Source organism: Streptomyces sp. NBC_01498 (assembly GCF_036327775.1).
Lineage (GTDB): Bacteria > Actinomycetota > Actinomycetes > Streptomycetales > Streptomycetaceae > Streptomyces.
In genome coordinates this window covers 799,274-813,406 of the sequence record NZ_CP109598.1, presented here as the reverse complement: position 1 = coordinate 813,406, position 14,133 = coordinate 799,274, and the positions used below count along the sequence as shown (strand labels likewise).

Here is a 14,133-nt window from a genome sequence, read left to right as displayed (position 1 = left end):
GTGACATGCGGCTCGGTGCGGTGATCATCACCATGGGCAACCGCCCGGACGACCTGCGCGCCCTCATCGACTCCGTCGCCAAGCAGGACGGCGACCCGATCGACGTCGTGGTCGTCGGCAACGGCGCCCCCGTCGGCGACGTGCCCGACGGCGTACGGACGGTGGAGCTGCCCGAGAACCTCGGCATCCCCGGCGGCCGTAACGTCGGCATCGAGGCGTTCGGCCCCTCCGGCGGTGACATGGACGTCCTGCTCTTCCTGGACGACGACGGACTGCTGCCCGGCACCGACACCGCCGAACTGATCCGGGAGGCGTTCTCCGCCGACCCGGTCCTCGGCATCGTCAGCTTCCGGATCGCCGACCCCGACACCGGCCTCACCCAGCGCCGCCACGTCCCCCGGCTGCGCGCCTCCGACCCGCTGCGCTCGTCGCGTGTGACGACCTTCCTGGGCGGCGCCAACGCCGTCCGTACGAAGGTCCTCGCCGAGGTCGGTCCGCTGCCCGGCGACTTCTTCTACGCCCACGAGGAGACGGACCTCGCCTGGCGGGCGCTGGACGCCGGCTGGATGATCGACTACCGCGCGGACATGGTGCTCCTCCACCCGACCATGCCGCCTTCGCGGCACGCGGTCTACCACCGCATGGTGGCCCGCAACCGGGTCTGGCTGGCGCGCCGCAACCTGCCCGCGCCCCTCGTCCCCGCGTATCTCGGGGTCTGGATCCTGCTCACCCTGGCCCGCCGGCCCACCGTCCCGGCCCTGCGGGCGTGGTTCGGCGGCTTCCGGGAGGGCTGGAGCTCTCCGTGCGGTCCCCGCAGACCCATGAAGTGGCGTACGGTGTGGCGGCTGACCCGACTGGGCCGACCGCCTGTCGTCTGACGGGCTCGGTTCTGAGAGCATCGGGGTTTACTCCCGGGTCCCGGCCGTCCGCGCCAGTGCCCGACCGGCTGCGCATCGTGAACACGAAAGTTTCCACTTGTGAGTGACACAACCCATGACGGCGCCATCGCCATGAGCGCGCCGCCGTCTCCCGACGACGGTCTGTCCACGGCCGAACTGGCCGCCAAGTACGGCCTGTCGGTGAGCGGTGCCCGTCCGGGACTGGCCCAGTACCTCCGTGAGCTGTGGGGCCGGCGCCATTTCATCCTCGCCTTCTCGCAGGCGAAGCTGACGGCCCAGTACAGCCAGGCGAAGCTCGGCCAGCTCTGGCAGGTCGCGACCCCCCTGCTCAACGCGTTCGTCTTCTTCCTGATCTTCGGCCTGATCCTGGACGCCGGACGGGGCATGGAGATCAACGTCTACATCCCGTTCCTGGTGACGGGCGTGTTCGTGTTCGCCTTCACCCAGACCTCCGTGATGGCGGGCGTGAAGGCGATCTCGGGCAACCTCGGGCTGGTGCGGGCCCTGCACTTCCCGCGCGCCTCGCTGCCCATCTCGTTCGCGCTCCAGCAGCTCCAGCAGCTGCTGTTCTCCATGATCGTGCTGCTGGTCGTGGTGGTCGGCTTCGGCAGCCTCCCGTCACTGTCCTGGGTGCTGGTGCTGCCGGTCCTGGTGCTCCAGTTCTTCTTCAACACCGGTCTGGCGCTGATGATGGCGCGGCTGGGCAGCAAGACCCCCGACCTCGCCCAGCTCATGCCGTTCATCATGCGCACCTGGATGTACGCGTCCGGCGTGATGTTCTCCATCCCGCTGATGCTGGCCGGCAAGGACTGGCCGAGCTGGATCGTGGACGTCCTCCAGTACAACCCCGTCGCCATCTACATGGACCTCATCCGCTTCGCGCTGATCGACGGCTACGGCTCCGAGAACCTGCCCCAGCACGTGTGGGCCGCGGGCCTCGCCTGGTCGCTCCTCGTCGGCGTCGTGGGCTTCGTGTACTTCTGGAAGGCTGAGGAACGATACGGCCGTGGCTGACCTCAACGAGCAGGGACGCGTCCCCACCGTCATCGCCGACGACGTGCACATCGTGTACCGCGTCCACGGCGGCGGCGGTGGCAAGGGCAGCGCGACCGCGGCACTGAGCCGCATACTCAGGCGCGACAAGGGCGAGTCGCGCGGAGTCCGCAAGGTCCACGCCGTCCGGGGCGTCACCTTCACCGCGTACCGCGGCGAGGCGATCGGCCTGATCGGCACCAACGGCTCCGGCAAGTCGACCCTGCTGCGCGCCATCGCGGGGCTGCTGCCCACGGAGCACGGCAAGGTGTACACCGACGGCCAGCCCTCGCTGCTCGGTGTCAACGCCGCGCTGATGAACGACCTCACCGGCGAGCGCAACGTCATTCTCGGCGGTCTCGCCATGGGGATGACCCGCGAGCAGGTGCGCGAGCGCTACCAGTCGATCGTCGACTTCTCCGGCATAAACGAGAAGGGCGACTTCATCACCCTGCCGATGCGGACGTACTCCTCCGGCATGGCGGCCCGGCTCCGCTTCTCCATCGCGGCGGCCAAGGACCACGACGTCCTGATGATCGACGAGGCGCTGGCCACCGGTGACCGCAAGTTCCAGATCCGCTCGGAGGCCCGGATCCGCGAACTGCGCAAGGAGGCGGGCACCGTCTTCCTGGTCAGCCACAGCAACAAGTCGATCAGGGACACCTGCGACCGGGTGCTGTGGCTGGAGAAGGGCGAGCTGCTGATGGACGGCCCGACGGACGAGGTGCTCAAGGCGTACGAGAAGGAGACCGGCAAGTAGCCGGACCCTCCGGGGAGTTCGAGCCCCTTACGCGCATGGCAGCGGCCCCGCCGGACCTGATCCGGCGGGGCCGCTGTCCTGTGCGTACGGGGGAGGTCAGACGGCGACCGGCGCGCGTTCCTTCTTTTCGGCGGCGGGTTCCTCGGCGAGACCGACCCTCCTGTGCAGCCGGCGCAGCGCGGCCGGCGCGTACCAGGCGCTCCGGCCCAGCAGCCGCATCGCCGCCGGTACGAGCACCCCGCGCACGGCCACCGCGTCGATGACGATCGCCAGTCCGGTCCCGAGGCCGAACATCTGGAGGAAGCTGATCCCGCTCGTCCCGAAGGCGAAGAAGCTCACGGCCAGCAGCCCGGCCGCCGTGCTGACGATCCGCCCGGTCCGGGCCAGCCCCTGAGTGACGACCGTCGTCCGGTCCGCGCCCGCGTCGTGCGACTCCTTCATCCGGCTGGTCACGAACACCTCGTAGTCCATGGACAGTCCGAAGGCCACGCAGAACAGCAGCACGGTCATCGAGGTGTCCATCGGCTGCGGCGTGAAGCCCAGCCACGACGACAGATGACCGTCCTGGAAGATCCACACCATCGCGCCGACCGCCGCCGACAGGCTGATCGCGTTGAGCAGCAGCGCGCGCAGCGGCTGGACGACGCTGCCGGTGAACAGGAACAGCAGGAGGAAGGTCGTCACGACGACCAGCCCGGCCGCCAGCGGCAGCCGGTCACCGATGGACCGCTTGGAGTCCACCAGCGTCGCGTCCGCCCCGCCGACCAGCATCTCCGTGCCGCCGGGCCGCTCCAGCGCCCGGATGTCCGCCACCAGGTCCTGGGCGGCGCCGGAGGTCGGCGCGGAGTCGGTGACGACCACCAGATGCTGCGCGTCCGGCCGCCCCAGGGCCGTGTGCGCCGGGCCGGGCCGCTCCGTCCGACCGTCGGTGTACGTGCCGGTGGAGGCGTCCACGCGGACGACTCCGTCCAGCCGGGACACCTCGCCCGCGTACCGCCCCAGCGGGACCGCGCCCACGGCCGAGGCGCTGACGATCTGCACCGCCCGCGCCTCGTCGGCCGGGAAGTCGTCCTGGACGGCGGTCGCGACCTGGCGGCCCCCGGCGTCCTCGGGCAGCACCCGCTCGTCGGGAGTGCCGAAGGCGACCCCGAGCAGCGGGCTCGCGACGAGCAGCAGCACCGCGACGACCGGCAGGGCGGTGAGGGCGGGGCGCCGCATCACGAGGGCGGCGAGCCGGCCCCAGAAGGGGGCCTCCGGGCGCCCCGCCGCCGTCGCCCACGGCACCCGGCCCGCGTTGACCCGGTGGCCGAGCACGGCGAGCAGTGGTGGCACCACGAGCAGCGCCGCGACCACCGCGATCGCGACCACGCCGATCCCCGCGTAGGCGAAGGACCGCAGGAAGTACTGCGGGAAGACGAGCAGCGCGGCCAGCGCGGCGGCGACGGTCGCGGCCGAGAAGAGGACGGTGCGCCCGGCGGTGCGGACCGTGGTGCGCAGCGCCTCGGGCACCTCGTCACCGGCGCCGAGCTGCTCGCGGAAGCGGCTGACGAGCAGCAGCGCGTAGTCGATGCCGAGGCCCAGGCCGAGCGCCGTCGTCAGATTGACGGCGAAGACCGACACCTCGGTCGCGCTGCCGAGGACGAAGAGCAGCGCGAACGTGCCGGCGATCGCGACGAGCCCGATGACCAGGGGCAGCGTCGCGGCGACCAGACTGCCGAAGGCGAGCACCAGCAGCAGGAGCGTGACGGGTACGGCGATCGCCTCGGCGAGGGCGAGGTCGCGCGAGACCTGGGTGCTGATGTCGATGCCGAGGGCGGTCGCGCCGCCGGCCCGTACCCGTATCCCGTCGCGGTCGCCCGTGTACCGGTCGATGAGGGCCTCGGCGCGTTCGGTGCGCCGGGTCTCGTCACCCTTCACATGCAGGGCGACCAGGGCCTGGCCGCCGTCCTCGGAGAGCAGGCCGGGGCTCCCGGTGTCCCAGTACGAGGCCACGTTGCTCACGGCGGGGTCGTTCCTGAGCCCGTCGGTGAGGGCTCGGCCGCGTGCGTCGAAGGCGGCTGAGCCGGGTCCGGGTCCGCCGGCCTCTCGTGGGCCGACCAGGAACAGCAGATTGGTCTCGCCCCCGAAGGTCTTGTCGATGTGGACGGCGGCGCGCGAGGACGGCGCGTCCGGGTCCTGGAAGCCGCCGCTCAGCAGGGTGCCGAAGGCGCCGGCGCCGAGCGTGCCGAGGGCGACCACGGCGACGGTGGTCAGTACGAGCAGGAGCCGGGCCCTCTTCAGGGCCAGTTCGGCGATCGCGGACAGCACGGGTCCCCCGTCTCCAGATGTTAACGGTGTCAACACGGACTGTCCCAGGGGATGTTAATGCTGTCAACATCGGGCAGGATGACGGCATGGCGAACAACGGCGGCGCGACCCGGGGGGCCAAGGCCGGCTACCACCACGGCGACCTGCGCAACGCGCTCATCGCCGCCGGGGTGGAACTCGCCACCGACGGCGGACCCGGCAAGGTGGTGCTGCGCGAGGTCGCCCGGCGGGCGGGCGTCTCCGCCACCGCCGCCTACCGCCACTTCGGCGGCCAGGGCGACCTGCTCCTCGCGGTCAAGACGCGGGCCCAGCGGCTGCTGGCCGACGTCATGGAGCGGGTCGCCGCGACCGTCCCCGGCGCGGACGACCCCGGCGAGGCGGCGGAACGGCGGCTGGCGGCCATCGGCCGGGGCTACATCGACTTCGCCCTGGAGCAGCCCGGCCTCTTCCGTACCGCCTTCCACCACGCGCCCTCGGACGACGACGGCGTGGAGTGGGCCGGTGCGGGGCCGCCCGTCGAGGACCCGCAGTACCGCTCGTACGGCCTGCTCACCCGGGCGCTCGACGACCTGGCCGCCACCGGCCGGATGCCCGCGCCCAACCGTCCCGGCGCCGAGGCCGCCGCCTGGTCGGTGGCCCACGGCCTCGCGATGCTCATCCTCGACGGCCCGATGGGGCGGCTTCCGGCCGCCGACCGGGACGCCATGATCGAACGTGCGATCGACACCGTCGTCGCCGGGCTCGTGGTGCCCCGGCGAGGCCCCGACGGCGCGTGAACGGGCCCCGCGCGGCACCTCCGGCTGGGCTCCCCGACCCGCCCTCGTGGGCCTCCCGCACTCGCCCGTTCGTCAAATCTTCGTCAAGTCGCTTGCCATATGGGAGAGTTGGCGCGGTGTCCCGCGTTGTCGTGGCGTCCGAGGTGCCCCGGCGCGGCCGGGCCGACCGTACAACGTAAGCTGTAGCGGTTGCTGATTCACGGCAAGAGCGGCGATACGTCCGCACACCCCGGCCGACAGGCCGCGGGCCCGCCCCATCGGCGGAATCCCAGTCGCCACGCCGCGCGGCGTGTCCGAAATGGGATGTTTGAGTCGGCAGTGTAGAACGGGAGACGTGACGGCAATGACGGTTGATCTCCAGCTCCGCGAGGGTCGCGCCGTCCCCGCAGCGGGCGGGCCGCGGTGACGGCCGCCCCCCGGACGCAGGCCGGGACCGCCTCGCGAGCCACCCTCGACAAGGCGTCCGGAGAGAACTTTCCCGTCGCCCCCTTCTTCCTGCCGCGCGCCTGGCGCGAGGACCTGATGGCCGTCTACGGCTACGCCCGCCTCGTCGACGACATCGGCGACGGCGACCTCGCCCCCGGCGGCGCCGACGCCCGCCACCTCGGCCTCGACCCCGCGCGCACCGACGACCGGCTCGCGATGCTCGACGCCTTCGAGACCGACCTGCGCCGGGTGTTCGACCCGGCCGGACCGGACCCCCGGCACCCGCTGCTGCGCGGCCTCGTCCCGACCGTACGGCGCCACACGCTCACCCCGGAGCCGTTCCTCGGCCTGATCGAGGCCAACCGCCAGGACCAGTCCGTACGGCGCTACGGCACCTACGACGACCTCGTCGCGTACTGCGCGCTCTCCGCCAACCCCGTCGGCCGGCTCGTCCTCGCGATCACCGGAACGACCAGCCCCGAACGCGTCCGCCGCTCCGACGCCGTCTGCACCGGCCTCCAGATCGTCGAGCACCTCCAGGACGTCGCCGAGGACCTGGCGAACGACCGGATCTACCTGCCCGCCGACGACATGAAGCGGTTCCAGGTCGGCGAGGATGACCTCGCGGCGCCCACGGCGAACGCCTCCGTACGCAGCCTGATCGCCTTCGAGGCCGAGCGCGCCCGCGAACTCCTCGACGAGGGGCTGCCGTTGGTCCACAGCGTGCGTGGCAGGCTCCGGCTGCTGCTCGCCGGATTCGTCGGCGGGGGGCGTGCCGCCCTCTCCTCGGTCACCGCCGTGGGACACGATGTACTGCCCGGACCGCCCAAAGCCACCACACCACGCCTGCTGCGTGAAGTGGGAGCGGTCCTGCGGACGACGCACAGAAAGGGGTGAGCCGGATCGTGGAGGGACAGACCCCCGTGTCGCCGCCGGTACAGGCCGCGTACAGCTACTGCGAGGCCGTCACCGGGCAGCAGGCCCGCAACTTCGCCTACGGCATCCGGCTGCTGCCCGCCGGCAAACGGCAGACCATGTCCGCGCTGTACGCGTTCTCCCGCCGGGTGGACGACATCGGCGACGGCACGCTGGAGCCCGACGCCAAGCAGGAGCGGCTCGAAGAGACCCGCGCCCTGCTCGGGCGGATCCGCAACGGCACCGTCCAGGAGGACGACACCGACCCCGTCGCCGTCGCGCTCACCGACGCATCGCGCCGCTTCCGTCTCCCGCTCGGCGGGCTGGACGAACTCATCGACGGCGTCCTGATGGACGTCAAGGGCGAGACGTACGAGACGTGGGCCGACCTCAAGCTCTACTGCCGGTGCGTCGCCGGGGCCATCGGCCGACTCTCGCTCGGGGTCTTCGGAACCGTTCCCGGCGCGCCCGGCGCAGAACGCGCCTCCGAATACGCCGACACCCTCGGCCTCGCGCTCCAGCTCACCAACATCCTGCGCGACGTCCGCGAGGACGCGGGCAACGCCCGCACCTACCTGCCCGCCGACGACCTCGCCAAGTTCGGCTGCTCGGCCGGTTTCGACGGCGCCGCCCCGCCCGCCGGCTCCGACTTCACCGGCCTCGTGCACTTCGAGGTCCGGCGCGCCCGCGCGCTCTTCGCCGAGGGCTTCCGGCTGCTGCCCCTCCTCGACCGGCGCAGCGGCGCCTGCGTCGCCGCGATGGCGGGCATCTACCGTCGGCTGCTCGACCGCATCGAACGCGACCCCGAGGCCGTCCTGCGCGGCCGGGTCTCCCTGCCGGGACGGGAGAAGGCATACGTCGCGGTACGCGGCCTCTCCGGTCTCGACGCCCGGAACATCTCCCGGCAGGCCGTCAGGAGACGCCCGTGAAGCCTCTCCCCGCCAACGGCGCGTACGGTGCGACCGCCGACGCTGGTCGCACGTACGGCATCCCCACCGGCTTCCTGCCCACGGGTGCCGTCGGGACGTACGGTTGCCCGGTAGGCGGCAGCCGCACCGGCGCCGTCCGCGCGCACGCGACCTCCACCGGCTTCCCGCCGACGGGCGCGGTCGGCACGTACGCCATCTCCACCGGCTCCTCGCCCACTGCCGCCGTCCGCGCGTGCGGCTTCCCGGTCGGTGGCAGCCGCACCCGCGCCGTCCGCGCGTACACCATCGCTACGGGCTTCCCGCCCATGGGCGCCGTCGGTGCGCGCGGCTGCCCCGCCGAGGGCAACCGCACCGGCAGCGGCTGTCCCGACGCCACCGACCGCGCGGGTGACCCCCGGTCAACCCTGTGCCGATCTGACGCGTCCCTCACGGCGACAGCCGCGGGGGAGGGCCCATGACCACATCCGGCAGTACGACGTCCCGGGGCGGCGCCCCCCGTCACGCGGTCGTCGTCGGCGGCGGCATCGCCGGGGTCACCGCAGCCCTCCAACTCGCCGACGACGGCGTGCGCGTGACGCTCGTCGAGGGCCGCCCGCGTCTCGGCGGACTCGCGTTCTCCTTCACCCGCGGTGAGTTGACCGTCGACAACGGCCAGCACGTGTATCTGCGCTGCTGCACCGCCTACCGCTGGTTCCTCGACCGGATCGGCGGCGCCGCCCTCGCCCCCGTGCAAGACCGGCTCGACGTCCCCGTCCTGGACGTGGGAGCGGGCCGGCCCCGGGTCGGCCGGCTGCGCCGCGACACCCTGCCCGTCCCGCTGCACCTCGCCGCCGGGCTGGCCACGTACCCGCACCTCTCGCTCGCCGAGAAGGTCTCCGTCTCCCGCGCGGCGCTCGCGCTGCGGGCCCTTGACCCCGCCGACCCCGCGCTCGACGGCATCGACTTCGCCACCTGGCTCGGCCGCCACGGCCAGTCGCCGCGCGCCGTCGAGGCCCTGTGGGACCTCGTCTGCGTCGCGACGCTCAACGTCCCTGCCGCACAGGCGTCGATGGGCCTGGCCGCGATGGTTTTCAAGACCGGACTGCTCTCCGAGCGCGGCGCCGCCGACATCGGCTGGGCACGCGTACCGCTCGGCGAACTCCACGACACCCTCGCCCGCGAGGCCCTCGACACGGCCGGCGTACGGACCGAACTGCGCACCCGCGTCACGGCCGTGACCCGCGCCGGGGACGGCCGCTGGAGCGTCCACCTGCCGGGCGGGACCGTCGACGCCGACACGGTGATCCTCGCCGTACCGCAGCGTGAGACGCACGCGTTGCTGCCCGACGGCGCGCTCGACGACCCGGACCGGCTCCTGGACATCGGCACGTCGCCGATCCTCAACGTGCACGTCGTCTACGACCGCAGGGTGCTGCGCCGCCCCTTCTTCGCCGCGCTCGGCACCCCGGTCCAGTGGGTCTTCGACCGCACCGACGCCTCGGGTCTCACCGACGGCCAGTACCTGGCGCTGTCGCAGTCGGCCGTCACGGACGAGATCGACCTGCCCGTCGCCGACCTGCGCGCCCGCTACCTGCCCGAGCTGAAACGTCTCCTCCCCGCCGCCCGGAGCGCCGAGGTGCGGGACTTCTTCGTCACCCGCGAGCGGACGGCGACCTTCGCCCCCACCCCGGGTGTGGGCCGGCTGCGCCCCGCCGCGCGCACCCGGGCGCCCGGTCTCTTCCTCGCCGGGGCGTGGACCGCGACCGGCTGGCCCGCGACCATGGAAGGCGCGGTCCGCAGCGGATTCGGCGCCGCGGACGCGGCCCTCGCCGAACTCGGCCGGGGCCACCGGCACCCGCTGCGGGAGGCGGTATGAGGCCGGACGCCGCCGTACCGGGCACGACGACGACGTCGGCCACGAGCACCGGCACCACCCCGAGCACCAGTACCACCAGCACCACCAGGACCGGCACGCTGAACACGAGCACGGTGACGACGAGTACGGCCACGGCGCGTACGGGACCCATGAGTACTGCGAAAAGAGGAGAGACCGTGGCGACTGTGCCCCCCGCGAACCCCGCTGTCGACACTGCGGACGTCTTCGCGCTGCTGGAGCGCGGCCGTGCCCTGTCCACCCCGGTGTTGCGGGCGGCCGTCGGCCGTCTCGCGGCCCCGATGGACAGCGTCGCCGCCTACCACTTCGGCTGGATCGACGCCGAGGGCCGGCCCGCCGACGGCGACGGCGGCAAGGCCGTACGCCCCGCGCTCGCCCTGCTGTCCGCCGAGGCCGCCGGAGCGCCGGGCGAGACCGGCATCCCCGGCGCCGTCGCCGTGGAACTCGTCCACAACTTCTCGCTGCTGCACGACGATCTGATGGACGGCGACGAGCAGCGCCGCCACCGCGACACCGTGTGGAAGGCGCACGGCCCCGCCCAGGCGATCCTCGTCGGCGACGCCCTCTTCGCCCTCGCCAACGAGATCCTGCTGGAGCTCGGCACCGTCGAGGCGGGCCGCGCCACCCGCCGCCTCACCACCGCCACCCGCAAACTGATCGACGGCCAGGCCCAGGACATCTCCTTCGAGCACCGCGAGCGGGTCACCGTCGAGGAGTGCCTGGAGATGGAGGGCAACAAGACGGGCGCCCTCCTCGCCTGCGCCGTCTCCATCGGCGCCGTCCTCGGCGGCGCCGACGACCGGACCGCCGACGTCCTGGAGGCGTACGGCCACCACCTCGGCCTCGCCTTCCAGGCCGTCGACGACCTGCTCGGCATCTGGGGCGACCCCGTCGCCACCGGCAAGCAGACCTGGAGCGACCTGCGCCAGCGCAAGAAGTCCCTGCCGGTCGTCGCCGCGCTCGCCGCCGGAGGCCCCGCCTCGCGACGGCTCGGTGAACTGCTCGCCGCCGACGCCAAGAGCAACGACCTCGCCCACTTCTCCGAGCAGGAGTTCGCCACCAGGGCCGCCCTCATCGAGGAGGCGGGCGGCCGGGAGTGGACCTCCCAGGAGGCCCGCAGACAGCACACCGTCGCCCTGGAGGCCCTGAACGGGGTCGACATGCCCGAACGGGTCCGCGCGCAGCTCGTCGCACTCGCGGACTTCGTCGTCGTACGAAAGAGGTGATCACCATCACCCCTCGCATATCCACGCCCACCGGAGGCTGACCCACCGTCGGCCTCCGCAGTCGCCGTTCACCGGACCGCACAGGTCCGGCGGACGACGGAGACCCCAGCACAGCAGACGACCAACTGCACTAAGGGGAAGCCATGACAGCGACGACCGACGGAGGCACCGGGTTCGTGGGACCCCGTGCCGCCGGGGCGAGCGGACCGGCCGACACCACTTCCACCCCCGACGACATCGAAGAGGCCGCACGCCGTGCCACCGCACGGTCCGTCGAGCATCTGCTCGGCCAACAGGACGCCCAGGGCTGGTGGAAGGGCGACCTGGAGACCAATGTGACCATGGACGCCGAGGATCTGCTGCTCCGTCAGTTCCTCGGGGTGCGCGACCGGGGAACCACCGAGGCGGCCGGCCGGTTCATCCGGGGCGAACAGCGGGCCGACGGAACCTGGGCCACCTTCCACGGCGGACCCGGTGAACTCTCCACGACCGTCGAGGCGTACGTCGCGCTGCGGCTCGCCGGGGACAGACCCGACGACCCCCACATGGCGCGCGCCGCCGCCTGGATCAGAGAACACGGCGGCATCGCGGAGAGCCGGGTCTTCACCCGGATCTGGCTCGCGCTCTTCGGCTGGTGGAGATGGGACGACCTGCCGGAGGTGCCACCCGAACTGATCTTCCTGCCGCGGTGGTTCCCGCTGAACATCTACTCGTTCGGCTGCTGGGCACGGCAGACCATCGTGCCGCTCACGATCGTCTCGGCACTGCGCCCCGTCCGCCCCGCGCCGTTCGCGCTGGACGAACTGCACACGGATACCGATCGTCCGAACCCTACCAAGCCCCTTGCCCCGGCGGTCAGTTGGGGCGGACTCTTCCAGCGCGCCGACAAGGCGCTGCACCTGTACCGCAAGGTCGCGCCGCGCGCCCTGCGCCGCGCGGCGATGAACGCGGCGGCCCGCTGGATCGTCGAACGCCAGGAGAACGACGGCTGTTGGGGCGGCATCCAGCCCCCCGCCGTCTACTCGGTCATCGCCCTGCATCTGCTGGGCTACGACATCGGGCACCCGGTCATGCGCGCCGGACTCGAATCGCTCGACCGGTTCGCCGTCTGGCGCGAGGACGGCTCACGCATGATCGAGGCGTGCCAGTCCCCGGTGTGGGACACCTGCCTCGCCACGATCGCACTCGCCGACGCGGGCGTCGGCCCGGACCACCCCGCGCTCGTCAGGGCCGCCGGCTGGATGCTGGACGAGCAGATCACCCGCTCCGGCGACTGGGCCGTCCGCAGACCCCATCTCGCCCCCGGCGGCTGGGCGTTCGAGTTCCACAACGACAACTACCCGGACATCGACGACACCGCCGAGGTCATCCTCGCCCTGCGCCGCGTCACCCACCCGGACACCGCGCGGATGAACCGGGCCGTCGAGCGCGGTGTGCGCTGGACGCTCGGCATGCAGTCCAAGAACGGCGCCTGGGGCGCCTTCGACGCCGACAACGTGAGCCGGCTCCCCAACCGGCTGCCGTTCTGCGACTTCGGCGAGGTCATCGACCCGCCGTCGGCCGACGTCACCGCGCACGTCGTGGAGATGCTGGCGTACGAGGGCCTGGGCCGGCACCCCGACACCCGGCGCGGCATCGAGTGGCTGCTGGCCGAACAGGAGCCGAACGGCTCCTGGTTCGGCCGCTGGGGCGTCAACTACGTCTACGGGACCGGGTCCGTGGTCCCCGCGCTCGTCGCGGCCGGGCTGCCCACGACCCACCCGGCGATCCGCCGCGCCGTCCGCTGGACCGAGTCCGTGCAGAACGACGACGGCGGCTGGGGCGAGGACCTGCGTTCGTACCGCGAGGAGACCTGGATCGGGCACGGCGGGTCGACGCCCTCCCAGACCGCGTGGGCGCTGCTCGTGCTCCTCGCCGCCGGGCGGCGCGACACCCCGGCCGTCGAGCGCGGCGTGGCCTGGCTGGCCGAGGCGCAGCGCGAGGACGGCTCCTGGGACGAGCCGCACTTCACCGGCACCGGCTTCCCGTGGGACTTCTCCATCAACTACCACCTCTACCGGCAGGTGTTCCCGCTCACGGCGCTCGGCCGGTACGTCAACGGGGAGCCGTTCGCGGACCGCGCCCCGGCAAGCGCCGAACCGCTCGGGACGACCATCCGGACACCCCTCGCCGGGGAGCGCCTCGGCGGCGGCCGGGCGGACGCCCGCGAGAGGGTCTGATGGGCTCCGCCCCGGACGGAGCCGGGCCCGCCGAGGACGAGGACCCGGCCGGCCCGCCGTACCCCGGCATCCACCCCGGCATCCACCCCGGCGGCCGGGACGACCGGCCCGGCCGCTCCGCGCACCCGGCCCCGCTGCCCCTGCTGATCGCCTGCGCGCTCGGCATCGAGCGGCTGGCCCTGCGCGGCGCGCCCCGCATCGGCCGGGCGGGGCAGGACCCCACCGGGCCCGTCTCCGTGCTCCGTACCGGCATGGGCCCCGCGAACGCCGAGCGTGCGACGGCGCGGGCGCTCGGAACGGACCGGCACCGGAACGCGGCCGTCATCGCGTCCGGATTCTGCGCCGGACTTGTCCCGGGCATGAGACCGGGGGACCTGGTCGTCGCCGACGAGACCCGGGACCCCCACGGCGTCACGCCCTGCACGGGAACGGCCCTGCTCGTCGAGGCGCTGACCCGCGCACTGCCCGGCCGCGGCGTCCACACCGGCCCGCTCACCGGCTCCGGCCATGTGGTGCGCGGCCCCGAACGGGCCGCGCTGCGCGCCACCGGAGCCGTCGCGGTGGACATGGAGTCCGCCGCCACGCTCCGCAGCGCGCTGCGCGCCGGAGCCCGCCCCGTTGCCGCCGTACGGGTGGTCGTGGACGCCCCGGAGCACGAACTGGTCCGTATTGGCACGGTCAGCGGTGGAATATCAGCTTTCCGTGTCCTTCGTGCCGTCATTCCGGCTTTTCTTGAATGGCACCGTTCTTTGCTGCTCCCCAGGAGGTGAG

The 14,133-nt window shown here is 72.8% G+C and carries 12 protein-coding genes; 11 read left to right on the top strand and 1 reads right to left on the bottom strand.

From position 1 onward, the window contains the following. The first annotated feature begins 5 nt into the window (after positions 1-5). From OG875_RS03085 to OG875_RS03075, 3 genes are all read left to right on the top strand, one after another. Positions 6-878 carry a glycosyltransferase family 2 protein gene (locus OG875_RS03085; protein ID WP_330172657.1) on the top strand — a complete coding sequence of 291 codons (873 nt, stop codon included), beginning with the start codon at positions 6-8 and terminating at the stop codon, positions 876-878. A 99-nt stretch (positions 879-977) separates the two neighbouring features. After that, positions 978-1,913, top strand: a complete 936-nt coding sequence (locus OG875_RS03080) for an ABC transporter permease (RefSeq protein WP_330172656.1) — start codon at positions 978-980, stop codon at positions 1,911-1,913. After that, a complete protein-coding gene (locus OG875_RS03075; RefSeq protein WP_330172655.1) occupies positions 1,906-2,691 on the top strand; it encodes an ABC transporter ATP-binding protein in 786 nt (261 codons plus the stop codon). Before OG875_RS03080 ends, OG875_RS03075 begins: the two co-directional genes overlap by 8 nt. A gap of 96 nt (positions 2,692-2,787) precedes the next feature. Here the strand turns inward: OG875_RS03075 and OG875_RS03070 are convergent, their stop codons facing one another. Further along, positions 2,788-4,998: an MMPL family transporter gene (locus OG875_RS03070; RefSeq protein WP_330172654.1), complete on the bottom strand. Its 2,211-nt coding sequence runs from the start codon at positions 4,996-4,998 to the stop codon at positions 2,788-2,790. A gap of 86 nt (positions 4,999-5,084) precedes the next feature. Here OG875_RS03070 and OG875_RS03065 point away from each other — a divergent pair, with 86 nt between their 5' ends. The 8 genes from OG875_RS03065 (at position 5,085) to OG875_RS03030 (ending at position 14,132) form a co-directional block, all read left to right on the top strand. After that, on the top strand, positions 5,085-5,774 hold the full coding sequence (locus OG875_RS03065) for a TetR/AcrR family transcriptional regulator (protein WP_330172653.1): 690 nt from the start codon (positions 5,085-5,087) through the stop codon (positions 5,772-5,774). 402 nt (positions 5,775-6,176) lie between these two features. Further along, a complete protein-coding gene (gene hpnC, locus OG875_RS03060; protein ID WP_330172652.1) occupies positions 6,177-7,097 on the top strand; it encodes a squalene synthase HpnC in 921 nt (306 codons plus the stop codon). Continuing rightward, the gene (gene hpnD, locus OG875_RS03055) at positions 7,094-8,044 is read left to right on the top strand and encodes a presqualene diphosphate synthase HpnD (RefSeq protein WP_330172651.1); all 951 of its coding nucleotides are present in this window, start codon (positions 7,094-7,096) and stop codon (positions 8,042-8,044) included. Before hpnC ends, hpnD begins: the two co-directional genes overlap by 4 nt. Further along, positions 8,041-8,502 (top strand): hypothetical protein, encoded by a 462-nt coding sequence (locus OG875_RS03050; RefSeq protein WP_330172650.1) that lies wholly within the window; start codon positions 8,041-8,043, stop codon positions 8,500-8,502. Before hpnD ends, OG875_RS03050 begins: the two co-directional genes overlap by 4 nt. Then, positions 8,499-9,899 carry a hydroxysqualene dehydroxylase HpnE gene (hpnE, locus tag OG875_RS03045; RefSeq protein ID WP_330172649.1) on the top strand — a complete coding sequence of 467 codons (1,401 nt, stop codon included), beginning with the start codon at positions 8,499-8,501 and terminating at the stop codon, positions 9,897-9,899. The genes OG875_RS03050 and hpnE overlap by 4 nt, the downstream gene beginning before the upstream one ends. A 185-nt stretch (positions 9,900-10,084) precedes the next feature. Beyond that, the gene (locus OG875_RS03040; RefSeq protein WP_443079240.1) at positions 10,085-11,143 is read left to right on the top strand and encodes a polyprenyl synthetase family protein; all 1,059 of its coding nucleotides are present in this window, start codon (positions 10,085-10,087) and stop codon (positions 11,141-11,143) included. Positions 11,144-11,286: 143 nt separating this feature from the next. Beyond that, entirely contained in the window at positions 11,287-13,362 is a 2,076-nt protein-coding gene (gene shc, locus OG875_RS03035; protein WP_330172648.1) for a squalene--hopene cyclase, read from the top strand. Then, positions 13,362-14,132, top strand: a complete 771-nt coding sequence (locus OG875_RS03030) for a phosphorylase family protein (protein ID WP_330172647.1) — start codon at positions 13,362-13,364, stop codon at positions 14,130-14,132. The genes shc and OG875_RS03030 overlap by 1 nt, the downstream gene beginning before the upstream one ends. Position 14,133 lies beyond the last annotated feature (1 nt).